The organism is Haloarcula salinisoli (genome assembly GCF_019599405.1).
Taxonomy (GTDB): Archaea; Halobacteriota; Halobacteria; order Halobacteriales; family Haloarculaceae; genus Haloarcula; species Haloarcula salinisoli.
Genome location: NZ_RKLQ01000001.1, coordinates 1,147,570 through 1,172,198, shown reverse-complemented (window position 1 = coordinate 1,172,198; position 24,629 = coordinate 1,147,570). Strand labels below are relative to the sequence as shown.

Sequence of the window (24,629 nt, the reverse complement as noted above, 5' to 3'; positions counted from 1 at the left end):
CGTCAGTCACCCGCCGCGTACGGCGTAAGTTCGGAAAGGACCGGTTCGAGCTCGCTCGCTCGCGAGCCGTCGACCACCGTGGCGTCGCGCTCGGCGGGCGCCTTCGGGATAGGGTCCACCCCGGCGACGATGGTGGGCGAGCCGTCAAGCCCGATGTAGTCCGGGTCGAGGTTCAGCTCCTCGTGGTCCCACACCGTCAGGTGGTCCTCGAGGTTCTCGGCCCGCTGCTGTGTCGCTTCCCGGAGGTCCTTGTGAACCAGGCGATGACTGGCCGTTCGATATCTCGGCTCGAACTCCGGGTCCGCGACGACGAAACACGGGAGCGGCGCCTCGACGGTCTCCACTTCGCTCGCGTCCCCGTCGACGAGCCGCTCCGCCCGGAGCCGACCGGCCCCTGCATCGACGTCGAGCGAAGTGACGTGCGTAACGAGCGGCCAGCCCAGACAGTACGCCGTCTGGGGCCCGGTGTGGCCCGTCTCCCCGTCGGCGGTCTTGAACCCCGCGACGACGAGGTCAGGCGTGTCTGCGAGCCGCTGGATGCCCGTGGCGACGGTCATCGCCGTCGCCCAGGTGTCCGCGGCGCCCATCTCACGGTCCGAGAGGAGATAGCAATCGTCGGCGTAGACGGCTTCCATTCCCTCCCGGAGCACGTCCTCGTACCCCGGCGGCCCCATGCTCATCAGCGAGACGGTGCCGCCCGTTCGCACCTTCGCCTGCAGCGCCGCCCGCAGGGCCGGCCTGTCGTTCGGGTTCATCACCGTCGGCGTCTTGCCGCGTTCGAGGTGGCCGTCCTCGTCGAACGAGACCTGCCCCTCGCGGAAGTCCGGGACCCCTTTCGTCAGAACGACCGTGTGTATTGCTGTCATGACCCTCGGTCGAAGGGTCATCCGCTAATGTTAATAAATCTACATACCAGCGACGTACCGGAACCCTGCGTTTCCTGTCAGATGCGACCCGCTCGACCGGGATCGACGTCGATGGCGTCGACGGGACAGACGTCCACACACAGCATACAGTCGATACACTGGTCCTCGTGAGTCGGGTCGGCCTTTATTTCGCTCTCGGGGTGATCGGGGGTGTCCACCCACTCGAAGACGTCGACGGGACAGTCCTCCAGACAGGCACCGTCTGCGATGCAGATGTCGAAATCGACGGCGACGTGGGTGCCGTGGATACCGAGCGTCTCCGGTTCCTCGACGGGACCCCAGACGTCGTGACCCTCGTGCTGTTCGACGACGTCACGACTGGTTTCGAACTCCGGGTCGATAGCCATAGCGTCAGTTCGACCTGGCACGTACTTAACTCTTCGATAGGACCCGTCCGGCGGCAGTCGGATCGGCCGACCGCGGCTTTCGTTGCGGATGCATAGTACATGATATAATTCGGTATCAATTACAATTTATTTATACCGGAACTTTTTAATCTATCTGATATTACTATTATATCGTCTGAATGGGTGTAAAAAATGGGGCACGTAAATCTAACAAGCTGCACTGAGTGTGGTGGGGACGTCAAGTCCAGAGAGAACGAGCGTATCTGTACCGAGTGTGGACTCGTCTGCAGCGAGGACAATATAGACCGTGGGCCGGACTGGCGGTCGACGGAGGAGGAGTCGGAGAAACGTCGAACCGGCGCCCCACTGACACGGTCCCGACACGACCGCGGCCTCTCGACCGAGATCGGGTTCGGGACCGGCTCGGAGGTGTCGGGCCCACGGCAGCGCCAGCTCGTCAGGATGCGCCGCCAGCACAATCAGGCGCGCCTCTCCTCGAAAAGCGAGCGAAACAAGATGTACGCCTACACCGAGATTCGTCGGCTCGTCTCGTCGCTCTCTCTCCCGGAATCTGTTCGGGACCAGTCCTGTGCGCTCTTTGACTCCGCACAGAACGAGGAACTGCTCTGTGGTCGCTCGCTGGAAGGGTTCGCTGCAGCCGCCGTCTACGCGACTTGCCGGACCCAGTCTATCTCCCGGACGATGGAGGAGATAATCGAGGTCTCACGAGCCAAACGGACGGAGCTGAAAGCCGCCTACGACGCGCTCAACCGGGATCTGGGCCTGCCCGTCGGCCCAATCAAACCGACGGAGTATCTCCCACGGTACGCCTCGGAGCTGGACTTAGACAGCGACGTAGAGAGTCTGGCCCGCGAGTACGCCGTTATCCTCTCCGAGAACGGCCAAATCGGCGGTAAAAACCCCAGTGGCGTGGCCGCCGCCTGCCTCTACAAAGCGGCCTACGACGAGGGAGTCGACCTCACCCAGAGTGCGGCCGGCGACCTCGCGAACGTCTCACGGATGACGATTCGCTCGACGGTGAAAGACCTGAAACGAACCGTCTGAAGTGGCCGACACGTCGAGAATACCGGCGTGATAGTTTCTCCCGCTCAGCCGTCGGACGGCCAGTCATAATCGGTCCCGCTACGTCTTTCTTGACCCAAAACGAGTGGCCGTCCGTCTCAGTCCCCGACGATCTCCTGTGTCGAGACGTCGAGGGCTATCGATTCCGACGGGGCTCGCTCACGGCGGGACTTGGGAATCGTGAGCCGGTGGTCGACAGCGTCGGTCCCCGTCGAGACATCGAGGTCGAACACCACGTCCGCGAAGTACTCCGTCGTACCCCGGTTGTTGGTGTTCTCCGGCCGGTCCAGACAGTGAAGTATCGCGAGACCGTCCGTCTCCTGCATCACCTCGGTCACGGTGTTGAGGAACTCGTTGTACCGCTGGGGCTCTTGCTGTTCGAGCAACCGCATCGAGTCGATGATGAGGTTCGCCCCCTCTGGCAACTGTTGGACGAGTCGCGTCGCCTCGGGCAGCGGGTTCGTCGGGTCGAGCGTCCTGATAGTCGGTTTCCCCGCCGACGCGATGGTGGAGTCGATGGCGTGCTGGACGACGGACTCCGACCGCTCCGTCGTGAGATACAGCGTCCCCCGCGTGGTCGTCAGCTCGTAGAGCAGGAACTCCGACTGCCCGTTCGGGTCGGCGGTCAGTGCGACGACGGTTCCCGGGAGCAGCCCGCCGCCGAGCGAACTGTCGATGGTCTCGACGCCGGTCGGCAGCCGTTCGACCGGCTGGTCCCCCATGACCTGACCCTTGTTGCCATCTGTGGTCTTGATGCGCCCGACGAGCTCGTCGTACGCGCGCTGTACATCAGACGACTGTAGCGGGCGGCTCCGGTCCGGAACCATCCCGAGTACCGGGACGTCCAGCGACGCCTCGACTTCGTCCGGAACCGTCTCACAGCGGTTCAACAGGACGCCGACAACCGGGACGTCCAGACGCCGCGCGATGTCGATGGTCGTCTTGGCGGCGCTCACACTCCGGTTCGTGCCGTCCGTGACGACGAGAATCTCGTCTGCGACCGACATGGGTTCGACCACGTCGGGTCCGGCGCCCGACGGGCAGTCGACGACCAACTGCGGTTTTGCGTGTCTGAGCGTCTCCAGCGTCGACTGGAGGTCGACGCTCTGGGACGACCGCGGCGCCGGAAGCACCATCGCGTCCTCCGCACGGACGCTCGTCTGTGCGACGTCGGTCGGCGAGTCGTGGTTCTCGACGGCGGCGATGGTCGGTTCCGGTTGCAGTCCGGCAGTCACGTGCAGGTCGGGCAGCTGGCGGTCAGCGTCCACTGCCAGCGTCGGCGTTCCGTCTCGTGCGAACGCTTCGGTAATACCAAGCGCAGCGGTGGTCTTTCCACAACCCCCCTTCGCACCGGCGATAGCAATCATACTGGGAGTCGCCGCCTCTTCCTTTTTGAACCTACACACTGTATCCGCAGGTCACCCACCGGTTGCTACCCGTTCGAACAGACAACTGTGGTCCACAGAAAGCTCGACGTCCGGGCAGTCAGCGCCCGGCGTTACCGACCGAGTTTCGCGCGCCACGGCCACGCTGTTCGCACTCCTGTATCGTGCGTGCCAGCTCAGTGTATCGTGCGAGGGCCTCGGATTCCTGGTCAGCCTGCCGCACGGGCGCCCCGGTCTCCTGGGCCGCAGCCACGGCCTCGCTCTCCGGAATAGCGGTCGTCGGAATGCCGAACTCGTCTTCCAGTCGGTCGGGCATATCGCTGTCGGGCCCGACCCTGTTGAGCGCGATGGCCGCCACCGGCGTATCGAGGTCCAGTGCGAGTTCGCGGGTCTGGAGCGCGTTCAGCAACGCCGGCTTCTTTGGCGTCGTGACCAGCAGGACGACGTCGGCGCTGGCCACGGGGACGCCGACGTCACGCGCCAGCCCGGCCGGGGTGTCCACGACGACGTGTTTGTATTTCCGGTCGAGGAGGTCGAGCGTGCGGGGCAACTCTTCGAGTTCGGCGGCCCGAGCCCCCTCGAGGGTGCGCCCACAGGAGAGCACCCGGACCGAGCCGAGCCACTCGACTGCGTCCATCGGTGCGGCGCGGCCGGCCAGCACGTCGTGGATATCCGGCCCTCGACCCCGCGGGAGGTCCGAGGTCGCCAGGTCCGCGTCGACCGCGACGCCGTCCAGTTCGCGGGCCAGGTTGAGCGTGGTCGTGGACTTGCCGACGCCGCCTTTCCCGCCGGTGACTGTGATTATCATTGCTCTTCGGTCATGATGTCGGACGGGGGTGACCACTCGTCCAGTTCTGCCAACACCTCCTCCGTACGTGTGGCAGTGCCGGCGTCTTCCTCTCTGGTCACCGAGACGAGTTTCGTCATCGAATCGGTCGGTTCGACCGGCGTCGCAAAGCCCATCCCGCGGGTCTGTCCGGGCAGTATCGTCGTCTCCCACGTCTCCTCTCCCCATTCGGGCGACCGGCCGCTTCCGGACCGAGGCTCCCACATCGGCCCGTCCACGTTGGCGCGCATCCTGACCGTCTGTGGCGTCGACCGCGTGTTCGTGATCTGTGCGGTCACGAAGGTCACGCCGGCCCGCCGGTCGGTAGACGTTTCGACTCTAACCATACGGTATCTCGCCTCGTCTTCCGATAAAAAGGTCAACACGCCCGCGACGCTCAGTCGTCGCCGACGGCCTCGACCTGCTCTGTCGACCCGTCGGCCTTCTCACGGGCACGTTCCCTGTCCGCCTCGTACTGGTCGAGGCGAGCGATATCGGCGGGAGTCCCGATGACGTACGCGACGTCGCCCGCCTGCAGCGTCTCGCGCTCGGCCGGGAACGGGATAGCGGTCCCCGCGCGGTCGATGACAGGCACACTGACGGGCAGCCAGCCCGCGAACTCGCCTTCGAGCGGGCCGCCGGCCTCGACTGTGACCCGCGTCATCGTCTCCTCGACATCGCGGATGACGGGGATGAACTCCGCCAGATCGCTCGACGTGTCCGGATGGGTCACCAGGCGATACTGCTCACCCTGGTCGAGCTGGGCCACGTCGCTCTCGTCGACGAGCAGCGTCGTCGTCTCGCCGTCCGTCGAGCGGAACTCGCCTTTGGTGACGAACTGCTCGGTCTCGCCGGTCGTCCAGACCTCGACCGGGTCGCCGACGCCGGCCTCCGGGAGCGGCGTCGCGCGGACTGCGATACCGGCCGTGTTCGGCGGCAGCGAGGCGCCCAGGCCGGAGGGCTTCACACCGACGCTGACCCGTTCGACGGTCCCGTCCTCGGCGAGGGAGACGTCGACGTAATCGAGGCCGAAGTCCTGTTGGATACGGGTCTCGAACCGCGATTCGAGGTCGTCGATATCGAGCCGCCGCGGGAACCGAAACCGCCGGCCAGCGAGTTCGGACTTCACGTCGTCGTCGGCGGACAGATAGCCGTCAGCGTCCGCTATCTGGGTCGGCACCCGGAGTTCGACGACGAGTCGGGCGGACTGGAGCAGGTCGACGGCGTCCGTCTGTGCGTCCAGATGCGTGATGTCGAAGACGTCACAGCCGATACGGTCACCGATTCGACGACCGGTCTCGGCGGCGCCGGCGCTGACGACGAACGTTCCGAGGAGGAACGCACCGGTCCCGTAGTGGGCCAGTCCGGTGTCACCGACGAGGGTCCCCGTCAGCGCGCTGTCGACGGCGAGCCAGACGGCGACAAAGGAGACGCCCAGCAACATCCCGGCACCGGCGGGGAGCTGTCTGGTGGTGTACTGCCGGAAGACGAAGGCCAGCGCCGACGCGGTGACCAGGGCGAGCAGCCCGAAGCCGAGGATGCTCAGTATCGCTGTCTGGGTCCAACTGGTGACGATCTGGAGCACGACGGGGCCGGTCATTGACCCACCCCCACGGTCTCATCGCCGGGGACGACACTGTCGAGAACCGGCCCCTCACCGAGGACGTACGCGGCGTCGCCGTTCAGGTGGCCCGGCGAGAACGTCCAGTTGCTGTCGGCAGCGCCGCCCTCGTCCGCCGCACGGAGCGCGAGCACCTCTATCGGTTCGTCGGTGGCCTGGAGTTGCTTCCGGGTCGGGTCGTCCAGCAGCACCTTCCGGATGGAGTGGCCCGCCCGCACCAGCAGCGAGAACGCGCGGAACTCGTCGCGGGCACCGGCCGGGTTCACCGAGAGTGTCAGTTCATCGGACTCCAGTAGGGTGCTCGCGTCGATAGTCGGGACCGCCACGGTCGCCAGTCCCCGACCGCCAGTCGACGGCGTCTGCGCCGTGGCACCGTCCCACTGGTCGCCGGCGACGTCGTCGGTCGTACCCAGTACGACCCCGTCGACGGTCTCCTCGCCGGCCGTGACGGTCACCTCGTCACCGACCGACAGTCCGGTCGGCAGCAGCGTCTCGACCGACACCGCTCGCCACCCGTCCGGGATGTTCCCAGCGAGGTTCCGTGATGGTGGTGCCGCGGCGATGGTCGCGGTCCCCCGGGCGTCGACCGACACGTCGACCGTCGGGAGGTCGTAGGTGCTCTTGAGTCGGTCCTCCAGCCGGGCCTCCATCTCGACGATGGGGATGTCTGCCGGCAACTGCCAGCTCTGGTCTGCCAGCTCCGCGCGCAGGTCCGCCTGCAGCGGGGAGTAGCCGTCGACGTCGCGAACGTCGCCGACGACAGAGATGGTCACGTGACCCTTGCCGTCGACGGCCTCCAGAGCCGCCGGCGCCAGCGGTCGCTCCCGACTCGTCGGCTGGGAGCGGTCGCGTGGCAGGCGCTGGGCCAGCTTCGACGCCTGACTGTTGGCGTACATCGAGACAAGCCCGATGACGAGCGCGGCGGTCAGCAGTCGTGGGAGCACGGTCACTGGCCCCGCCGTGACGGCCGGCAGGCTGATGAGTCCCGTACCGATACCGCCGGCAAAGCCCAGTGGGAGGGCACACGCGACGACCACGGGTGGGTCGAGTTCCGTGCCCTCGACGTACTGGTATGCGAACGCGATGGCCCCGACGCCGACCACCGGCACGAGGCTCATCAGGAGTCCGTGAGAGATGCCCAGCAGGACCTCGACCGGGAGCGGTGCCACTGTCACCGCCCCCCTGTACGTGGTCGCTGTCCGGGGGCGCTTGCAGGTGACGAGATAACCGGTTGCATGCCGACCTTGGATTCCCCATCGGATTTAAACATTGGCGGCAGGGCGGGGAACAATACACTATCACCGACTCTCTCGGGCCAGCGGCGACCACTCAGTTCTCGTCTTCTTTCACTTCCAGGCCGCGAATCTCGTCGGTCTCCAGCCGCCAGACGGTTATCTCCTCGATACCCTCGGCGCGCTCGAAGTCCGTCGAGAACCAGGCGTTGTCGTCGAGCGTCTCGACGGCGTTGTCCCACTCGCCGCTGTCCCGCGAGAGCGCCCGCGAGGTCCCGGTGACGGCGATGGACTGCCAGTCGAATCGCCCGCCGATGTCGGTCACGAGCAGGCGCGCCCGCTGGCCGTCGTCGACGAACTCGAACTTGGTGTTCTCGGGGCTGTCCCTGATGAGCGCGAGGAAGACGTCCTCGCCGTCGTAACCGAAGGAAACGGGGATGCTGTACGGTTCGTCGTCCTCGGCCAGCGAGAGGACGCCCCAGCCGGTGTCGGTCAGGAGCCGGTCGATGTCGCGGCTGTCCATCGGCGTGCCCATCCACTGGCCGTAGGTTTCAGTAGGCATACCGGAACTAGTATTTCGAGTGACATAATTCATCGCCGACCAGCGAAGCCGAAACCGACCGAGCGTCAGCGCATCCCCGGCGGCGGCCCGTCGTCACCGAAGTCGTCGTCCTCGTACTCCTCTTCTAAGTCGATGCCGGCCTCCTGTCGACGGCGTCGCACCTCCTGGAGCTGGCGCCAGTAGTACACCGTGCCGACGCTCCCGATGACGATGGCGACCAGCGCGAGGCCACCGAAGATGTAGAGGTCACGCTCTAGGTAGAAGCGGACCCGTATCGCCCGCTGGTCGACCGGCTCCGACCAGGTGACGGTCATCCGGTTTGTCGCCTCGTTGGTGTCCGTCTCGTAGTTCCCCGGCGTGGCCTGTGACAGCAGCGGGATGCCGACACGGCGACCCGGCGGGAGCGTCACTGCGTAGGTGTAGCCGTTCGTGTACACCGGCGTCGCGAACGATTTCCCCATACGCTCCGCGGTGTACGCGACCTGGCCGCTGCTGTTGTTCGGGAGGTCGATGACGGTCGAGCGTCCCGTCTGTCGGGCCGTCAGCGAGGAGTTCGCGGCGCTGATGACGGTCCCGTTGTCGAAGCGGAATCGCAACGCTCTGACGGGGACGCCCTCCTCACGGCCGAGGTCGTCCCGGTTGTAGATAGTGTACGAGGAGTTGTTCGGGATATCGTACACCGCCCGGTAGGAGGTCCGATTGAGCGTTATCGAGGCGTTGGTTTCGGTCTCCCAGTCGTAGGTGGCGTTCTCGTTCAGTTTCCCCTCGTCGACCTCTTCGGGGCCGAAGAGACCGGTACAGCCGGCCAGTGCGACCAGCGCGAGCACGGACAACAGAGCGAGGTGGCGACGTTGCATGACTCAGGGGACGACGGCGAGTAGTTCCGACGGCATGAACCGGCCGATATCGGCCAGTAGCCCCGGTGCGTCGGTGTCGGGGTTACAGATGATACTCATCTCCAGCAGCCCGAGCCGCTCGACGGTGACGATGTCCTGGGCGTGGCCCGACTTGTTGACCGTCGCGCGGACCTCCGAGCGGGTGGCGCTGTTGGTGTTGACGCGGCCGTTGCCGTGGTCGCCGCCGCGTTTCCAGTCGTACAGTCGGTCGACCTCCTCGTCGGCCAGCCGGGGTTCGGGACCGGCGACAAAGCGGAGCGGGAGGTGCTGGACCAGCCCGAACCGCTTGCGAATCTGGTGTGGCGTCCCCTGCCCGAGTTCGAGGTTCTCGGCCGGAATCCGCACGTCACCGGCGGGCCCGGCATCGAGGACGAAACCGTCGTCGTCCCACGAATCGAGGGTGCCGACGTAGGTTTCGCCGGCCTCGTGACTCGGGACGACCTCGCCGAACTCCTCGCGCAGGATATTTCGCGCCACGACTTCGTCCGGACCCGACACCGTGACCACGGGGAAGTCGTCCTCGCGGTGGCCGATTTCGAACTCGACGTCGAGGTCACCAAAGCGGTTGTTCACCAGCCCGCGTAGACCGTCGAGTGCACGCTCCCGGGCCTCGCCCGTCACGTACACTTTGGAACCAAGGACGACCATCAGGCCTCGGCGTCCACGTTCAGTTCCGACCGCAGCTCGTCGATGCGGCTCTCCATCGCTGTCACGAGGCGGGTGTTCTCCATCGCTTCGACCTGGTTGCCACACTCGGGGCACTCGAAGCCGAACTCCATCGCTTCGCCGAACTCGAAGCGGATACCACAGTGCTCACAGAGGTAGAACTCGTTGTTGCGCTCGTACTCCCGGCGCTCTTCGAGCCCCTCCAGCAGGCGGTACATCTCCTCTTCCAGCTGCTCGGGAACCTCGTCGTACTGGAACGTCCAGAGATAGGTGAGCCACCCCGAATCCTCGTCGCGGAGCCGGCGGTAGGCCGCCAGGTCGTTCTCGTAGAGAATAAAGAGCGCGCGGCGCACGTCGTTCAGTTCGAGGCCCAGCTCCTCGGCCAGCTCCTCGTCGGTCACTTCGCCGTCCGGCGGCGCGGCGGCGACCGGCATCCCTTTCGGTCCGACCAGCTCGTGGAGGTACTTCTGTATGACGGGGTCCTCCAGCAGATCCTCAAAAGCCATTATCGGGTCATCGGTGGGTCACGTGGTTAAAACCATCGGAGCGTTCGTTTCACTCTCGCTCCGGGGCTCGCAGACACTCCGTGTCTGCTCACCTCCGGGTCACTCCCGGGTGGTCGTGCCCCGAGATTCGCGAACAAACCACGTTCGCTCACCTCCGCCTCCGCTCGCGTACACTCGCGAGGCGTGATTCGCGAACAAACCGCGTTCGCTCACCATCGGGTCGCTCTCTCGACGCTTCCCGCCGCTACTCCGCCCACGGCCCCACGCCGGCGAACCGGCCGAGCAGCCAGCCGACCGCGAAGGGGGCGATGATGACAAGACAGCCCAGTCCGACCCACCGGGCCGGCGGCGGCTGGCTGGCCAGATAGACGAGATAGACGGTGCCCAGGACGGGGACCAGCCGCGACGACGAGAGTGTATCGAGCAGTGACATCTACGTGGTCCGTGCGGGCGATTCAGTCGGCATCCTCGAGGTCCTCCGGGTCGACGACCTTCTTGCCGGTCTCCATGGGAACGACGACCTGGTCGGGGTCGTCCCACTCGCGGTCGAGTTGTGCGCCCTCGTAGAGCCGGTCCAGAAAGACCGCCAGCGAAGCGATTTCCGAGTGGGGCTGGTTCGTTACGCCGACGTTGTAGTCGGCTCGCTCGTACACTTCGAAGGGGACCTTCTCTGCCCCGACGACGACCAGCAGCGGCTCTGTCTCGTGGTGAGTCCGGATGTCGTCCTCGACGTCCTGAATCGGCTCGCCGTACATCGTCAGGTGGACCACCGTGCCCTCGAACTCTCGGATGCGCCGCTTGGGTTCCTCGGTCGTCTCCACGTCGAACGGGCCGCCAAAGCGGTCCGTGATGTCGACGACGGTGTCGGCGCGGCTGCGTGCCGCCCCGGCGAGCACCACACCGTCAGCCCCCAGCGCTCGCGCGGTCAGTCCGACGTGGGTGGTGATACGCTCGTCGCGGCCCGGCCGGTGACCGAGCCGGAGCACCGTTACGTCCTGTGCCGACCTCATTGGTCCACCGCCGAGTCGATGGCGGCGCTGATAGCGTCGTAGGTCGGTTCGCTCACTTCGCTCCCGTCGACGAACACCGTCGGTGTCCCGGAGACGCCGCGGTCCTGCCCGCCCTGTCTGTCGGCGCGGATAGTGGGGTCGTATTCGCTGTCGGTCGCGGCGGCTCGAACCGTCGCGCCGTCGACGCCGATGTCTTCGGCCAGCGAGGCGTAGGAGTCCGGTCCGAGGCTGGACTGGTCGCGAAAGAGGGCCTCGCTGTACTCGAAATACGCCTGCGGGCCGGCCTCGGCCTGGACCGCGCGGGCGGCGTTGGCGGCCTGCCAGGAGACCGTTTCGTCGACGGGGATTGGGAAGTCGTGGAACTCGTAGCGGACTGTCTCCGACTGGAGGTACTCACTCGCCAGCCTGGGGAACACGTCGAGCGCGTAGGTCGCACAGTGTGGGCAGGCGTAGTCCTCGAAGGCGGTGATGGTCACGTCAGCGTCGGGGTTGCCGGCGACCGGCGAGGGAAGCGGTCGCTCCGGGCCCGGTGTGGTCGACTCGGCGATTGTGCCGATGCCAGGTGACGGAGTCGATTCGTCCCCGCCCGAGAGACACCCGGCGCTACCAGTGGCCAGCGCGACACCCCCCGCGATGAACGTCCGGCGGCTGAACCGTTGCATATCGTACGCTGGCCGGTGACAGTATTTAACAACACTGTCATCCCGGTATCCCAACGGCTTTCGAGGACGGCGCTGCAGTTGCGCTCTGAACCTGCAGGACGAGCGAATCGTCGTCACCGGGGGTGCCGGCTTCATTGGTTCGCACCTGGTCGACCGACTGGTAACAGACAACGACGTGCTGGTCGTCGACGACGGGTCCAACGGCGAGCGCGAGTGGGTCCACGAGGACGCCGACTTTCTCGGCGGGGACCTCACGACGAGGCGGTCGTGGCCGACGCCATCACCGCCGAGACCGACCTCGTCGTCCACCTGGCGGCTTCGAAGCTCGTGGACACGGACACGCCCCGCGGATGCGCCTCTCCATCGAGAAGCTGGCCATGCTGGGCTGGGAGCCAGAACAGTCAAGCGGCGACGCGGTCCGCCAGTCGGCTCGCGAGCTACTCGAGGAACTCTGAGCGGGCAGCTGCACTGACCGACGACCGGTGGCTATTATACGGGCGGTACCACAGGGAGTGACATGGATATACGTTCACGGCTCTCGGCTATCCAGACCGAACGGGGCCTCTTTGCTCTCGGCGCAATCATCACGGGCGTACTGACGGTGCTCGTCTTCCGCAGTGGCAACCAGGACCAGGGCGCGCTCTTTGCCGCCTTCTCCATCTATCTCGGCGGGGCCGCGACCCCCGCTATCAGGGACAACGTGACCCAGTACAAGCGCACGGGGGCGATAGCGCTGGGCGGCGTCGGCATCGTCGCTATCATCATGGGCATCAGCTCCGGGCTCCCCTACCTGTTCATCATCGGCGCTATCGCGGCGATGTTCAATCTCTTCTAGCTCGGATAGGTCCCGGTCAGCTCCGCTTTCCCGACCATGTGACCGCTGGCTGCGTCGTAGAGGTCGTCTTTCGTCGCGTCCGGTCCCAGGTCCAGGTCCGTATCCAGCGCGTACAGCAGGAACCGGTAGGTGTGTTCCCGGTCCGGCGGGTTCGGCCCGCCCCAGCCGGTCTCGCCGTAATCGTTCTGTCCCTCGGTGGCGCCCTCGGGGGTCGTGCCTGCCGGAATCGACTCCGTCTCCGGCGGAATCGACCAGCAGAGCCAGTGGTCCCACACTCTGCCGGCGGGTTCTTTCGCGTCGGGGTCGTCGACGACGAGCAGGAGTGACTCGGCCGCCGACGGCACGTCGTCTATCTCCAGGGGCGGACTGGTGTTGTCCGCCGTGTAGCCGTGCTCGGTGGGGATTCGCTCGCCGTCGTCGAACGCCGGACTAGACAGCTGGAGGTCGGCCATGGTACCACTTCACGCGCCACGGGCAAAAGCTCCGTCCCGGTACCCATTTGCCCGTCGACCGCCAACGCCAGCGCGTGCAAGTCGTCGGCTATCGCGCACGGGTCGAGGACCACGCTGCTCTCCTGCTGGCCGAGGACGGCGCGGTCACCGTCGAGCGGCTGGACCCGGAAACGTCGCTCGCCTATCGCCTCGGCGAGCGCCGCTGTGCCGGTGCCCTCGAGCGCGTCGACGCCGGCTCCGAGGCCGGCGACAGCGAGGAATCGCTGGTCCACCACGACTGTGCCGCCGCCGACGCGCCCTATTGTGCCGAACACACCAGCCGGTGGCCCTGTGCGCGCTGTACCGGCGACTGCGGGAAACCCATCGAGGCCTGCGACGAGGAACACGCCGTCTATCTGGCGGCCTTCGCGCCCGACACCGTGAAGGTCGGCGTCACGCGCTCGTGGCGCCTGGAGACGCGGCTCCGGGAACAGGGGGCCGACCGGGCGGCCCACCTCCGGACCGTCGCCGACGGCCGCATCGCCCGGCAGGTCGAGGCCGACATCGCCGCCGAGCTCGGTGACCGCGTCCGCGTGCCGACGAAGATAGCCGGTCTCGCCGACACCGTCGAGGAGGCGTTCTGGACGAGCCTCTGTGCCGAGTACGACCCGCTTTCGACCTACGACTTCGACTACGGGCTGGCTATCGCTGACCGGCCCATCGCCGAGACGCTCGCGACCGGCACGGTGGTCGGGACCAAGGGGCGCGTCGCCGTCCTGGAGAACGGCGGCAGCGTCTACGCCGTCGACCTGCGGGACCTGGTGGGGTACGAACTCGACGAGGGCACCACGGAGCGGGAGCTCCAGTCCAGCCTGGGCGCGTTCGGGTAAATTCAACCCACCACGTTTCAGGCACAAGACATTTATTGGGCGCCGTCGCCCTCAGGGGTGTGCGACGTGAATCCCTCCTCGGTGCAGCCGTCTGTGCCGTTGCCCTGACGATGGTGGTCGGTGCCGTCGCGGTCCCGGGCGCCCTGGCCGGTCCGCCCGAAGACCTGCGAGACAGCCGGCTGACGATGCAACAGCCGTACATCGAAGCCACCGACGTGGGCGGCGAGAGCGTCACGCTCTCGCTGTCAGCGCGGCTGGCACACCGCGGCGGGACGGCCGAGAACGTCACCGTCGAGACGCGGGCCATCGACACCGAGACCGGGCTCGTGGAAACGACCGAGCAGCTCTCGCTCGGCAATATCGACGGCGACCGGGACGTGCCGTACACGACGAACCTCACCGTGGCACGCGAGGGCAGCTACCGAATCGAGACCGAAGTGTACGCGGACGGGCGCCGGGAGACGACCCACACCGGGACGGTCTCGAATCTCGACGCGCTCGTGCCCCAGTCGGCTCGCTCGTCGATCGGATTCCACGACTTCGGTGACAGCGGCGCGGAGCTGGAGGCGATTACCTACCGCATCGTCGACGTGCGGGACAACGAGTCGACGCTCAACGTCACCACCGACCTCACCAACACCGGCGACGAGACAACCGGCGGCGTCGACCTTCGGATTCGAGCCAGACAGGCCGATTCGAACGTCATCGCCGACTCGGCGACCGTCACGGTCGGTGAGATACGTTCCGGCCGCACCCGGACCGTTAGCACCGAGCTCACCGTGCCGGACGGCTACGACTACTGGCTCGTCGGCATCCTCAGCGCCGACGGCGTCATCGTCGAGACCGAGCAGTCGGCCGCCGACCTCGACCCGACCGAGACAATCGGTGAGAACCGGACCACGACCGAGACCGGCTTCCAGTCGGACGATTTCGTCCAGCGCACCGAGGACGCGGACCGACGGGACCGCGGCGACGAGGAAGCGACGGCGGTCGGCGGCAGCGGCCCCGGGTTCACCGTCGGTGTCGCGCTCGTCGCGCTGGCGCTCGCCGCACTCGTAGGCATCCGGAGACAGACATGACCGACGACCCAACCGCCACGACCGACGAACCGGTAGACGAACAGTCCGCGACCTCGTGGACCGACGAGGACAGCGCGGACACCGCCAGGCGGATGGTCCGCTACGCGCAGTGGACGGCGTTCGCGCTGCTCGTCCTCGTGGCGCTGCTCGCGACGGTGCGGCTCTACATCGCCGTGTCGGCGACTGTCGAGACCTTCATCACTCACCGCTACCAGCCGCTGTTCATGGCCGCGTTCAACCTCGCCGTGTTGCTCTCCTGTGTTATCGGACTCTCCGGACTGGTCCGCCGCCTGACCTGACACGACAACCCTTTTCATCCGGCCAGTCGAACCCGGGCACATGGCAGACGACGAATCTGAGAACGCGGACGAGTCGGCCGAATCGAGCGAGAACGGCGAGGAAGAGAAGTCCTTCCGCGAGCGCGTCGAGGAGATCCGACAGAAGCGCGCCGAGGAAGGCGAGGGTGACGGCGAGGGGATGAGCCGCGAAGAGCGCATGGAAGAGATGATGGGCGGCGGTGGCGGCCCCGGCGGCATGGGCGGCGGCGGCGGCAACCCCTTCGCCCAGATGATGGGCGGTATGATGGGCGGCGGCCCCGGCGGCATGGGTGGGGGTCCCGGCGCTGGCCCCGGTCAGGCACAGGAAGGCGGCAGCGACAACGAGGAGATGGTCCGAGAGATGCGGAAGCTCCGCGACGAGGTCCACGATATGCGACGGACGCTGGACCGTATCGCCGACGCGCTCGAAGACTGATTCCACGGCGGCTTTTTCCCTTTCTGCGAGTCGAGCGGCTGTACTGGGACGAGTGACTGTCCGAAGCGGCGAGTAAGCGACGCGAATCGCGGTGTCGGGGAGTACGCCGTTATCCGTCTTCGTAGGCCAGCGTCATGACCCACTGGGAGAAGGTGTCGTCGTGTGGATCGACCTCCTCGTCGCCGATAAAGGGGGAGAGCTGGTCGCCGGCCATCAAAAGCGAGAAGTCGAGGTCCCGGGCCGCGGGCGTGAGGAAGTAGGTGTTGTGGCCCTCGTAGACCGTGTCCTCGCGCTGGATGAGCCCCTTCTCGAAGAGGGACTCGACGATACGACTGCCCTTCCGGGAGGAGACGTCCAGGTCCTTCCAGAAGTCGCTCTGATGGATGCCGCCGGACTCGCGGATAAGCTCCAATCCGGCCCGTTCGTCCTCAGAGAGGTCCGCCTCCGACGTTGCCGAACTCATATACTACTACGTCCGCCGGTCGGCCGCTTAAATCTGGCCTTCCACTGCACGATAGTCGGTCTTGCAGGGCGGACCGTCGGCGAACTCGTAGCAGGAGGTCTCACTGACTGTGATGAGCGAGGACGACCGGGTCCCGAACCCGTCGCCGTGGACACAGACGCCGTAGTCGTGGTCGGCGATAGTCTCGCCCGCACGGTCGAGCCACGAGTCGACGCCCTCGCCGGGTTCGACCTGCATTACTTCGCGCAGGCGGTCGGCGTTGGTCGCCTGCCCCTCGGCAGCGTCGGCGCGGAACTGCGGAATCCGGTAGTCGCCGTCGGCACCGACGTTGACGACCACGTGGACGCCGGGCTGGAGGTTCCGCACCGCGAGCTGGCCGTCCCACTCCAGCAGGACGGCGGCGTTCTCGTCGGCCAGCAGGAGGTTGAAGCCGGCGTACTCCGCTTCGCGGACCGCACCCTCGACGGCGCGGGCGGCGTCCTCGGCGCTCTCGTGACTCAGGCAGTCCCGGACGAGCAGACCGCGCGAGCGCTCGCCGGCGAGGTCGGCGTCGACCCAGCGGTTGGTGACGGCGACGAGCAGGCCGTGTTCGTTGTATCCCTCCCAGGTCCCCTCCGCCTCGGCGTCGGCCGGCGCGACGACCTCGGCGCCCCACTGGCGGCGCTCGGGTGGCTCGGACGGTCGGTCGAGCAGTTCGTCACGGTTGGCCGCGAACGCGACCGGCGCGTCGTCGAACACCTGCCAGGCGAGGACGATGGTACACACGGAACGGGGTAGGCGCTCGGGGGCAAAAACCGTGTGGTGAGACACCGACAGCGACCGGTATGTCTGCAAAAGACGACATTATGGAAAAGCCTTTTTACATTCTGTCTGTGTATCACCATGTGTCGATATGAACGTACAGCAACACCTGTTCGGCGGCGAGCCGACGACTCGACTGCTCGAACCATGACCGACGACAGGTCACAGAACGCGCTGCTCGGCCTCTCGATGCTGGGTGTGGTGGTGACCATCTGGTCGGCGACGCTCCGGCCCTGGGAACTCGCACTCGCGGTGACGACCGGAGGTATCGGCCTGATCTTCGGACCGATACTTCTCATGTATGTCCGCTCCGACGGAACGTTCAGCGTGTGGGGACTGGGCCGCGTCGACGAACGGGCGAGAGAGATTGAGGCGAAGGCTGCACGAAACGCCTGGTTCGCCGTGCTTCCCCTTCTCGTAATTTTCCTCATTTCGTCACAGTACCGGCCCTGGGAGCCGACTGGGAACGTGATCGCGATAGCGGTGACGCTCGTCGGCACAATCACCCTGGTGACCTCGCTGGGACTGTACGAATCCCGGATGTGAGATGGACAACGACCTCAAAGTGTGGCGGGCGAAAGCTGGTGTCACCCAGCAGGAGCTCGCCGACGAGATAGACGTGGCCAGACAGACCATCAACGCCATCGAACGCGGGCGTTACGACCCGAGCATGGAACTCGGCTTCAAGCTGGCACACTACTTCGACTGCTCGATAGAGGACATCTTCAGCTACGACCCCGAGTCATAGCGCTCCTGTAGTCGATTACGCACCGCGTCCCGGTCGACGGTCCCCGAGGGCGTTCGCGGCAGGGCGTCGACCACCCGAACTGTTTTCGGGACCTCGTAAGGGGCGAGTTCGGCCCGGCAGTGGGCCCTGACTTCCTCCGGGTCGGTGTCGCCGGCCACCAGTGCCACGACGCGCTGGCCCCACTCCTCGTCGGGCAGCCCGACGACGGCGGCGTCCTCGACGCCAGGAAAGTCCCTGATTGTGGCTGCAACGACCCCGGCCTCGACGTTCTCGCCGCCGGTGACGATGCGGTCGTCCGCGCGGCCGACGACCCAGAGTCGACCGTCCTCATCGCGGTAGCCGCGGTCGCCGGTGTGGAAGCCGTACTCGCCGAACGCGGCTTCGGTCGCGTCGGCGTCGAGATACCCCGGCGTCACCGTCGGGCCCTCGACTACCAGTTCGCCGATTTCGCCCGGCCCACAGGGCTCGCCGTCGGCCACGACGGTCACGGTCGTGTTGACGAGGGGCTGGCCGACCGTGTCGCGGTACTCGCCCGCCGTGGCCGGCAAGGCGGTCGCAATCTGCGAGGCGGTCTCGGTCATCCCGTAGGTCGGACAGACCGGGATATCCCGGGCCAGTGCACGCTCGATGAGGTCGGGGTCCGCCGGCCCACCGCCCAGCAGGACGGCCCGGAGCCCGTCGTGGGGGGCCCAGCCGGTGTCGACGAGTCGCTTGCCCATCGTCGGGACGAGCGAGACACCGGTGACGTCGTGCTCGTCAACGACGCGGGCCGTCTCGGCCGGCTCGAACTGTCGCTGGACGACGACCGCCGTCCCGTACAGCGCCGACCGGAGAAACGGTGCCAGGCCACCCATGTGGTAGGTCGGGAGACAGACCAGCCACCGGTCCGACGGGAGCACGCCGAGCCGGAACGCCGAGGCCGTCGCGCTCGCGACGAGATTCCCCAGCGTCAGGCGGACGCCTTTCGGCTCGCTCGTCGTTCCGCTGGTGAACAGCATCAGCGCGGTCGTCTCACGCGATAGCTCCGCCGGCGTCACGTCGGCCGTCGGGGCCTGGTGGTCGAGCGGCTCGACGGCCGCCGAGGCGGGCTCGTCGACTGAGACGACCGAACAGTCGGCGATTTCGTCCGCCAGCGACTCGGTCTCGCGCTCACACACCAGCAGGCCGGCGTCGACGCGGTCGAGCTGCGCCGCGAGCGTATCGGCGTCGAGGTCGACGTTCAGTGGCACGAAGGTCCGTCCGGTGCGCAACGCGGCGTAGAGCAGCTCCGCGACCGCCGGCCGGGTGTCGACCAGTGCGGCGACGCGGCCGCCAGCGGACGCACAGACGGCGTCGAACGCGGCCGCGACCGAGTCGACGGCGGCATCGAGTTCGCGGTAGGTTCGCTCGCCACCGCTGTCGGCGTCCACGATAGCCGTTCGCTCTGGCGTCGTCCCGGCGCGGTGGGCCACCAGGTCCTGGGTCGGCCAGTCGACCGGCTCACGCATCCGGCGTCACCTCGTCCGGGTCGACTCCGAGTCCGTCACGCTGGGGGACAGTCATCTCGCCGTCGGCGACCGTCGTCGGATCCGGTGCGAGGTCACGCGCCAGCCGGTCGCCCGTGGTCAGCCCGCAGGGACCGATATCGGGGACGGCGGCGGCGACGTGCAGCGCCGCCAGCCGGGCGACGACCCCGTCGATGGTGGTCGTCACGACCGGCTCGATGCCCTGCTCGCGGGCCCGCAGCGCCAGCGTGTGGGCGTTGCCAGGCCCGCCCAGTACCATCGGTTTCAGTATCAGCACGTCCGCGGCGTCTGCCGAGAGGACGGCGTCGGCCCGCCGGTGTATCAGCGATTCGTCCAGCGCGACACCGACTGGCCCGCCCCGCAGGTCGGCGTGTCCCGAAAGGTCCTCGGCCGCGAGGGGCTGTTCGACGTAGTCGACACCGAGGTCGGCGACGGCGTCGAAGGCCCGTGTCGCCTGCTCGCGGCTCCACGCGCCGTTGGCGTCGGCCCGCAGCCTGACGTGGTCGCCGACTCGGTCGCGGACCGCGCGAACCCGCTCGACGTCGGCCGCGACGCTCCGGGCGCCGACTTTCAGCTTGCAGCAGTCAAAGCCCTGGTCGACCGCGCGGGCGACCGCGTCGGCCGTGTCTGCCGGGTCGCTATCGCCGACGGTTGCGTTGACCGGGACGGTCTCGCAGTGGCGGTCGGCGTCGAACCACCGATAGAGCGGGACGCCGTCGGCCCGTGCGTCGGCGTCCAGCAGCGCGGTCGCGAAGCCGTGCCGCGCCGCGGGGACGCTGTCGGCCGCGAGTTCGAGCATCGCGGCGGTGTGGCCGCCCTGGGTTTCGGCGGCGGCGGCCGTGTCGAGAGCGGCGCGGCAGTCAGTCAGGGATTCGGTCCACCCGGGCAGCGGTGTCGCCTCGCCGATACCGGTCTCCCCTCGGTGGTCGTACCGGACCAGGACCCCCTCGCGAGCCTCGATAGTCCCGCTGGCAGTCGCGAGTGGGCTGGACAGCGGGAGCGAGAACGGCGTCGTCTTCATAGCAACTGTGGGAGTGCCAGCCCGGCGGCAAACAGCAGCGAGTGGGCAAAGAGCGTCTGGCCGACCCGTTCGAGTGTCGGGTTCAGCGCCTCGCCGTCGGTCCGGGTGAGGACGGTCCGACTGATTCCGAGTGCGAGCGGTAGCGTCAGCAGCGGGGCCAGCGCCGCCAGACCGTAGGCCGGGTCCAGCGCGAACAGGACCGGAACGACGTAAGCCATCCCGACGAGGGCGAGGAACTCGACGCGACTCGGGCCATAGCCCAGATACACCGCGAGGGTCTTCTTGCCCGCCGCCATGTCCGTCTCGCGGTCCCGGACGTTGTTGACGACGAGGATAGCCGTCGAGAGCCCCGCGGCCGGGAGGCTCGCGACCACGGCGTCTACCGGGACAGTACCGGGTGGTAGCGTGGTCGGGAACGTCCCGATCGCGGGGTTGCTGGCCACGGCCTGCACGTAGTAGGTGCCGGTGACGGCGACCAGTCCGAAGTAGACGAACACGAAGAGGTCACCCAGGCCGCGGTAGCCGTACGGGAGCGGACCACCGGTGTAGAGGATACCGGCGGCGATGCCCGAGAGGCCGACGACCACGATGGGAACACCGCCGATGGCCACGAGCGCGACGCCGACGACGACCGCCAGCGCGTAGGTCAGTACCATTGCCCGCTTGACCGCCGCCGGTTCGATGAGGCCGCCGGCGGTGACGCGGGTGAAGCCCTCGCGCTCGTCCGTATCGGCACCCTTGACGGCGTCGTAGTAGTCGTTCGCAAAGTTCGTCCCGACCTGGATGAGCAGCGCCCCGACCAGCGCCGCCAGCGCCACGAGCGGTTCGAACACCCCCGCGTGGACGGCCAGCCCCGCACCGACGACGACTGGTGCGGCACCGGCGGGCAGCGTCTGTGGCCTGGCGGCCATGAGCCAGGCCTTGCGTTTCGAGACCGTCGCGGTACTCATTGGCCGAAATTAGGTTCCGTGCCTCAAATCGACTGTGGTTCGACCCGGGAGATAGGCCGTGCGGGCCAGATACGTTCACAGTATTCTGACGTAATATAAGAACTACACTTTTGTCGTATCATACTGAAATAGGGCTATGAATTCGGGACAGTCCCCCCGGGTCTCGTCCGGGATATCCGGACTCGACGCGATTCTCGACGGCGGGTTCATCGACGAGCGTACCTACAGTATCCGCGGCGACTCCGGGACGGGCAAGACGATTCTCGGGTACCACTTCCTGACAGCCGGGACCGACGCCGACGAGACCAGCGTCTACTTTGCGTTCGAGGAGACGGCGAAAGACATCGCGGCCAACGCCGCCACGCTCGGTTTCGACCTCGACGACGTAATCATCGAGGATATGAGTCCCTCGGCCACCGAGTTCATGGACGACGGCAACTACACGGTGTTCGGACCAGGCGAGGTCGAGGCGAGCGAGATAGTCTCCCGCATCGGGGACACCGTCGAGACCCACGACCCCGACCGCGTGTTCATCGACCCGCTCACGCTGCTTCGCCACCTCTCACCCGACGACTTCCAGTTCAAGCGGACCGCGGCGTCGATGATGAGCTACATGAAAGAGCGCGGGAGCACGACGCTCTTTACCACCCAATCGACTGCGGATCACTCCGACGAGGACCTCCAGTATCTGGCCGACGGCTCGATAACGATGCGCCGTACCGACCGGGGCCGTGAACTCGAGGTCGAAAAGTTCCGTGGGTCTGGGTTCCGGAGCGGCAGCCACGGCCTGCGAATAGACGGCGGTCGCGGGCTGTCAGTGTTCCCGAGCCTCGCCCCCGACGACCACGAACAGGTGTTCAGCTACGAGCAGCTCTCGACCGACATCGACGCCCTCGACACTCTGCTGGGGGGCGGCATCGAGCGCGGCAGCATCACGCTGGTCAGCGGGCCATCCGGCGTCGGGAAATCCACGACCGGGACAGCCCTGGCGCGTGCGAGCGCCCGCCGCGGCGAGACGGCGGCGGCGTTCCTGTTCGAGGAGTCCCGACACAGTTTCAGCCATCGCTCGAACGCCATCGGCCTCGATGTGTCCGCTCTCATCGAGGAGGGGGCGCTGGAGGTACACGAGGTGGAGCCACTGAGCATCTCCGCCGACGAGTTCGCCCACCGGGTCCGCGAGAGCGTCGAAGAGCGAGGGGTCGAGTTCGTCCTGCTCGATGGCACCGCCGGCTACAGGCTCGCCCTCCAGAACCCCGAGGCGGAGCTGCGCGAGGAGCTCCACAAGCTCTGTCGCTATCTCCGGAACATGGGCGTCACCGTCGCGCTCACTGACGAGCTCTCGTCGGTGACCGGAACCTTCCAGGCGTCGGACTCGCAGGTGAGCTACCTCGCCGATACCGTCGTCTTTATCCGCTACATCGAGGTCGGTGGCGAGATACGGAAGGCTATCGGCGTCCTCAAGAAGCGCTTCGGTGGGTTCGAAGCCACGCTTCGGGCGTTCAGTATCGAAGACGACGGCATCCACATCGGGGAGACGCTCTCGGAACTCAGAGGGGTGCTGACCGGGACCCCGACACAACAGGCCGACTGATGTTCGACTCGTCGTTCCAAGGGCCGGAGAGCCTGCTCAACAGTTCGCCCCGCGTCCTGTTGCATGTCGGGAACCCCCGCGACCAGGCGCTGCTGAGTGAGCAACTGCACTCGGTGGACCTCGAGGTCGTTACCGTCGAACAGTCGGAGCCGCTCCCACAGTTCGACCTCTGTGTCGCAGACACGACCTCCTTCCCGAGGATAGTCGACACAATCGAGGAGCGACGCAGCGAACTCGGCTCGGTCCGACTCCCCGTCCTGCTCGTGCTGGGCCCGAGCGACTCCGAACAGGCCGCACGGCCGTACTGGGACAGTATCGACGACGTGCTCGCGGTCCCCACCTCGAAGCAGATATTCCGCCACCGCATCTCGACGTTGCTCAGGTCCCGCACTCAGTCCGAGCAGCTGGCGCTTTTCGCCCGCGCGATGGACGACGCGAAGACTGGCATCAGTATCGCCGACGCCGACGGCGACCAGGAGCTCCGGTACGTCAACGACGCCTTTCTCGAGATGACGGGCTACGACCGCTCAGAGACCCTCGGGCGGAACTGCCGGTTCCTGCAGGGGCCCGATACCGAGGACGAGCCCGTCCGGGAGATACGGAGAGCCATCGACGAGGAACGGCCCGTGGCTGTCCTGCTACGGAATTACCGAAAGAACGGCGAGATGTTCTGGAACGCGCTGGAGATATCGCCGGTGTACGGCGAGGGGGAGGTGACCCACTTCGTCGGATTTCAGGAGGACGTCACCGAGCGCGTCGAACGGACGCAGACGCTCCAGCGTTACGAGGAGATCGTCAATGCCGCCGGAGACCCCATCTACGCGCTCGACAGCGACCTCCAGTTTACCCTGGTGAACGAAGCGGTCACGGCGTTCAGCCAACAGACGGAAGCCGAGATACTGGGCAGTCACGTGGAGACGGTGTTCGGCGAGGACCACGCCGAAGTGCTCGGTGCCGCGGTGCTGAATCTCGCGGAGTCCGGCAGGGAGGAGATGACCATCGGCACCGTAGTCGAGGACGAGGATGGCCGCCACCGGCGCTTCCAGACCACGGTGGCGGTCCTGCCGACGGCCGAGTTCGAGGGTGTCGTCTGCGTGAGTCGTGACATCACCGAAGACCGGGAGCGCGAGTCGCGCCTCTCCGTGCTCGACCGCGTCCTGCGACACAACCTCCGAAACAAGCTGCTGGTGATGCTGGCACAGGTCGACCGGATAAACGAGCGGAGCGAGGACGGTGAAATCGTCGACGCGGCGACGACCATCGAGCGCGCCGGCGAGGAACTGCTCGAACTGGCCGAGACGGCCCGCGGGTTCAAGCGGACCATAGACCCGGCCGAGGACGATGCCGTCGGCCCAGTCGACGTTGGCGAGGAGACCGGGCACGCAGTCGAAGAGGTCCGTATTGAACACGACGGTGTCCGTATCGTCGCCGACATCCCCGAGTCCCTGTGGGCGAGGGCTCACGACTCCTACGAGCTGGCAATGGGCGAGCTGCTTAAGCGTGCCGCGACTGCTGGGGCCGACGTCGAGGTGGTTGTCGAGATGGCCGCCGATACCGAGGACGGGACCGTCAGTATCTATGTCTGCCACGACGGCGACCGGCTGGAAGCGGTGGAGCTGGACGCGCTCAACTCGGGCATCGAAGACGAGCTCCAGCACACCCAGGGGCTCGGACTGTGGTTCGTCCGGTGGATGGCGACAAACAGCGGCGGGACGTTCAGTATCAGCGAGACCGACCGCGGGACCGAAGTCGAACTGACGCTGCCGCTCGCCGAGGTGCCGTCGGAGTAACGCCAGACCGCAGTCGTCACCGCCGCTCCGACGAGACAAAGAGATTATAT

Annotated in this window: 30 protein-coding genes and 2 pseudogenes; 12 read left to right on the top strand and 20 right to left on the bottom strand. The window is 66.7% G+C overall.

Annotated features, from left to right (window positions below):
- Positions 1 to 2: 2 nt before the first annotated feature.
- Together EGD98_RS06030 and EGD98_RS06025 are read right to left on the bottom strand one after the other, a co-directional pair.
- A complete protein-coding gene (locus EGD98_RS06030; protein ID WP_220588040.1) occupies positions 3 to 857 on the bottom strand; it encodes an electron transfer flavoprotein subunit beta/FixA family protein in 855 nt (284 codons plus the stop codon).
- 86 nt (positions 858 to 943) lie between these two features.
- The gene (locus EGD98_RS06025; protein WP_220587444.1) at positions 944 to 1,273 is read right to left on the bottom strand and encodes a 4Fe-4S dicluster domain-containing protein; all 330 of its coding nucleotides are present in this window, start codon (positions 1,271 to 1,273) and stop codon (positions 944 to 946) included.
- 192 nt (positions 1,274 to 1,465) lie between these two features.
- On the opposite strand from EGD98_RS06025, the gene EGD98_RS06020 reads away from it, so the two are divergent.
- Positions 1,466 to 2,338, top strand: a complete 873-nt coding sequence (locus EGD98_RS06020) for a transcription initiation factor IIB (protein WP_220587443.1) — start codon at positions 1,466 to 1,468, stop codon at positions 2,336 to 2,338.
- Positions 2,339 to 2,454: 116 nt separating this feature from the next.
- Here EGD98_RS06020 and EGD98_RS06015 read toward each other — a convergent pair whose 3' ends face one another.
- The 12 genes from EGD98_RS06015 to EGD98_RS05960 all read right to left on the bottom strand — a co-directional run bounded on the left by EGD98_RS06015 (position 2,455) and on the right by EGD98_RS05960 (position 11,722).
- A complete protein-coding gene (locus tag EGD98_RS06015; protein WP_220587442.1) occupies positions 2,455 to 3,723 on the bottom strand; it encodes a DUF7125 family protein in 1,269 nt (422 codons plus the stop codon).
- A gap of 118 nt (positions 3,724 to 3,841) precedes the next feature.
- Positions 3,842 to 4,549, bottom strand: coding sequence for a MinD/ParA family ATP-binding protein (locus EGD98_RS06010; RefSeq protein ID WP_220587441.1), 708 nt, complete (start codon positions 4,547 to 4,549; stop codon positions 3,842 to 3,844).
- Positions 4,546 to 4,914, bottom strand: coding sequence for a DUF7857 domain-containing protein (locus EGD98_RS06005; protein WP_220587440.1), 369 nt, complete (start codon positions 4,912 to 4,914; stop codon positions 4,546 to 4,548). Before EGD98_RS06005 ends, EGD98_RS06010 begins: the two co-directional genes overlap by 4 nt.
- Before the next feature lie 50 nt (positions 4,915 to 4,964).
- Positions 4,965 to 6,167, bottom strand: coding sequence for a DUF8167 domain-containing protein (locus EGD98_RS06000; RefSeq protein ID WP_220587439.1), 1,203 nt, complete (start codon positions 6,165 to 6,167; stop codon positions 4,965 to 4,967).
- Positions 6,164 to 7,357, bottom strand: a complete 1,194-nt coding sequence (locus EGD98_RS05995; RefSeq protein WP_220587438.1) for a DUF8167 domain-containing protein — start codon at positions 7,355 to 7,357, stop codon at positions 6,164 to 6,166. The genes EGD98_RS06000 and EGD98_RS05995 overlap by 4 nt, the downstream gene beginning before the upstream one ends.
- A gap of 160 nt (positions 7,358 to 7,517) precedes the next feature.
- Positions 7,518 to 7,982, bottom strand: coding sequence for a pyridoxamine 5'-phosphate oxidase family protein (locus tag EGD98_RS05990; RefSeq protein WP_220587437.1), 465 nt, complete (start codon positions 7,980 to 7,982; stop codon positions 7,518 to 7,520).
- Between the two features lie 65 nt (positions 7,983 to 8,047).
- The gene (locus EGD98_RS05985) at positions 8,048 to 8,839 is read right to left on the bottom strand and encodes a DUF5803 family protein (protein WP_220587436.1); all 792 of its coding nucleotides are present in this window, start codon (positions 8,837 to 8,839) and stop codon (positions 8,048 to 8,050) included.
- A gap of 3 nt (positions 8,840 to 8,842) precedes the next feature.
- Positions 8,843 to 9,526 (bottom strand): DUF2110 family protein, encoded by a 684-nt coding sequence (locus tag EGD98_RS05980; RefSeq protein ID WP_220587435.1) that lies wholly within the window; start codon positions 9,524 to 9,526, stop codon positions 8,843 to 8,845.
- A complete protein-coding gene (gene tfe, locus EGD98_RS05975; protein ID WP_220587434.1) occupies positions 9,526 to 10,050 on the bottom strand; it encodes a transcription factor E in 525 nt (174 codons plus the stop codon). The genes EGD98_RS05980 and tfe overlap by 1 nt, the downstream gene beginning before the upstream one ends.
- A gap of 244 nt (positions 10,051 to 10,294) precedes the next feature.
- Positions 10,295 to 10,483: a hypothetical protein gene (locus tag EGD98_RS05970; protein ID WP_220587433.1), complete on the bottom strand. Its 189-nt coding sequence runs from the start codon at positions 10,481 to 10,483 to the stop codon at positions 10,295 to 10,297.
- A 22-nt stretch (positions 10,484 to 10,505) separates the two neighbouring features.
- On the bottom strand, positions 10,506 to 11,060 hold the full coding sequence (locus tag EGD98_RS05965) for a tRNA (cytidine(56)-2'-O)-methyltransferase (protein ID WP_220587432.1): 555 nt from the start codon (positions 11,058 to 11,060) through the stop codon (positions 10,506 to 10,508).
- On the bottom strand, positions 11,057 to 11,722 hold the full coding sequence (locus EGD98_RS05960) for a DsbA family protein (RefSeq protein WP_220587431.1): 666 nt from the start codon (positions 11,720 to 11,722) through the stop codon (positions 11,057 to 11,059). The genes EGD98_RS05965 and EGD98_RS05960 overlap by 4 nt, the downstream gene beginning before the upstream one ends.
- Before the next feature lie 34 nt (positions 11,723 to 11,756).
- Between EGD98_RS05960 and EGD98_RS21240 the strand changes: the two are divergent.
- The 3 genes and pseudogenes from EGD98_RS21240 to EGD98_RS05950 form a co-directional block, all read left to right on the top strand.
- Positions 11,757 to 11,930 (top strand): annotated as a pseudogene (locus tag EGD98_RS21240) (NAD-dependent epimerase/dehydratase family protein); the annotation flags it as partial.
- A 127-nt stretch (positions 11,931 to 12,057) separates the two neighbouring features.
- Positions 12,058 to 12,177: pseudogene (locus EGD98_RS21235) on the top strand (UDP-glucose 4-epimerase); the annotation flags it as partial.
- Between the two features lie 62 nt (positions 12,178 to 12,239).
- A complete protein-coding gene (locus EGD98_RS05950; RefSeq protein ID WP_220587430.1) occupies positions 12,240 to 12,557 on the top strand; it encodes a hypothetical protein in 318 nt (105 codons plus the stop codon).
- Here the strand turns inward: EGD98_RS05950 and EGD98_RS05945 are convergent.
- Positions 12,554 to 13,009, bottom strand: a complete 456-nt coding sequence (locus tag EGD98_RS05945) for a YbhB/YbcL family Raf kinase inhibitor-like protein (protein ID WP_220587429.1) — start codon at positions 13,007 to 13,009, stop codon at positions 12,554 to 12,556. The two genes, EGD98_RS05950 and EGD98_RS05945, sit on opposite strands and share 4 nt — an antisense overlap.
- Positions 13,010 to 13,083: 74 nt before the next feature.
- On the opposite strand from EGD98_RS05945, the gene EGD98_RS05940 reads away from it, so the two are divergent.
- The 4 genes from EGD98_RS05940 to EGD98_RS05925 are packed head-to-tail and all read left to right on the top strand — an operon-like array spanning position 13,084 to position 15,710.
- Complete coding sequence (locus tag EGD98_RS05940) at positions 13,084 to 13,878, top strand: DUF2797 domain-containing protein (RefSeq protein ID WP_220587428.1); 795 nt, start codon at positions 13,084 to 13,086, stop codon at positions 13,876 to 13,878.
- A 59-nt stretch (positions 13,879 to 13,937) separates the two neighbouring features.
- Positions 13,938 to 14,957, top strand: coding sequence for a DUF7490 domain-containing protein (locus EGD98_RS05935; protein WP_220587427.1), 1,020 nt, complete (start codon positions 13,938 to 13,940; stop codon positions 14,955 to 14,957).
- On the top strand, positions 14,954 to 15,256 hold the full coding sequence (locus EGD98_RS05930) for a DUF8060 family membrane protein (RefSeq protein ID WP_220587426.1): 303 nt from the start codon (positions 14,954 to 14,956) through the stop codon (positions 15,254 to 15,256). The genes EGD98_RS05935 and EGD98_RS05930 overlap by 4 nt, the downstream gene beginning before the upstream one ends.
- Positions 15,257 to 15,296: 40 nt before the next feature.
- The gene (locus tag EGD98_RS05925; protein ID WP_220587425.1) at positions 15,297 to 15,710 is read left to right on the top strand and encodes a hypothetical protein; all 414 of its coding nucleotides are present in this window, start codon (positions 15,297 to 15,299) and stop codon (positions 15,708 to 15,710) included.
- 109 nt (positions 15,711 to 15,819) lie between these two features.
- On the opposite strand, the gene EGD98_RS05920 is transcribed toward EGD98_RS05925, so the two are convergent.
- Both EGD98_RS05920 and EGD98_RS05915 read right to left on the bottom strand, forming a co-directional pair.
- Complete coding sequence (locus tag EGD98_RS05920) at positions 15,820 to 16,173, bottom strand: helix-turn-helix transcriptional regulator (RefSeq protein WP_220587424.1); 354 nt, start codon at positions 16,171 to 16,173, stop codon at positions 15,820 to 15,822.
- Between the two features lie 27 nt (positions 16,174 to 16,200).
- On the bottom strand, positions 16,201 to 16,938 hold the full coding sequence (locus tag EGD98_RS05915) for an NRDE family protein (RefSeq protein ID WP_220587423.1): 738 nt from the start codon (positions 16,936 to 16,938) through the stop codon (positions 16,201 to 16,203).
- A gap of 183 nt (positions 16,939 to 17,121) precedes the next feature.
- Here EGD98_RS05915 and EGD98_RS05910 point away from each other — a divergent pair, with 183 nt between their 5' ends.
- Both EGD98_RS05910 and EGD98_RS05905 read left to right on the top strand, forming a co-directional pair.
- On the top strand, positions 17,122 to 17,520 hold the full coding sequence (locus EGD98_RS05910; RefSeq protein ID WP_220587422.1) for a hypothetical protein: 399 nt from the start codon (positions 17,122 to 17,124) through the stop codon (positions 17,518 to 17,520).
- Between the two features lies 1 nt (position 17,521).
- Positions 17,522 to 17,722 (top strand): helix-turn-helix transcriptional regulator, encoded by a 201-nt coding sequence (locus EGD98_RS05905; protein ID WP_220587421.1) that lies wholly within the window; start codon positions 17,522 to 17,524, stop codon positions 17,720 to 17,722.
- Here EGD98_RS05905 and EGD98_RS05900 read toward each other — a convergent pair.
- From EGD98_RS05900 to EGD98_RS05890, 3 genes are read right to left on the bottom strand one after another with little or no spacing between them, the layout of a single operon-like run.
- The gene (locus tag EGD98_RS05900) at positions 17,704 to 19,209 is read right to left on the bottom strand and encodes a class I adenylate-forming enzyme family protein (RefSeq protein ID WP_220587420.1); all 1,506 of its coding nucleotides are present in this window, start codon (positions 19,207 to 19,209) and stop codon (positions 17,704 to 17,706) included. The two genes, EGD98_RS05905 and EGD98_RS05900, sit on opposite strands and share 19 nt — an antisense overlap.
- A complete protein-coding gene (locus tag EGD98_RS05895; RefSeq protein ID WP_220587419.1) occupies positions 19,202 to 20,248 on the bottom strand; it encodes a mandelate racemase/muconate lactonizing enzyme family protein in 1,047 nt (348 codons plus the stop codon). Before EGD98_RS05895 ends, EGD98_RS05900 begins: the two co-directional genes overlap by 8 nt.
- On the bottom strand, positions 20,245 to 21,198 hold the full coding sequence (locus EGD98_RS05890; RefSeq protein WP_220587418.1) for a 1,4-dihydroxy-2-naphthoate polyprenyltransferase: 954 nt from the start codon (positions 21,196 to 21,198) through the stop codon (positions 20,245 to 20,247). Before EGD98_RS05890 ends, EGD98_RS05895 begins: the two co-directional genes overlap by 4 nt.
- Before the next feature lie 136 nt (positions 21,199 to 21,334).
- Here EGD98_RS05890 and EGD98_RS05885 point away from each other — a divergent pair, with 136 nt between their 5' ends.
- Positions 21,335 to 22,789, top strand: coding sequence for an ATPase domain-containing protein (locus tag EGD98_RS05885; RefSeq protein ID WP_236039231.1), 1,455 nt, complete (start codon positions 21,335 to 21,337; stop codon positions 22,787 to 22,789).
- Complete coding sequence (locus EGD98_RS05880; protein WP_220587417.1) at positions 22,789 to 24,579, top strand: PAS domain S-box protein; 1,791 nt, start codon at positions 22,789 to 22,791, stop codon at positions 24,577 to 24,579. The genes EGD98_RS05885 and EGD98_RS05880 overlap by 1 nt, the downstream gene beginning before the upstream one ends.
- Positions 24,580 to 24,629: the final 50 nt, after the last annotated feature.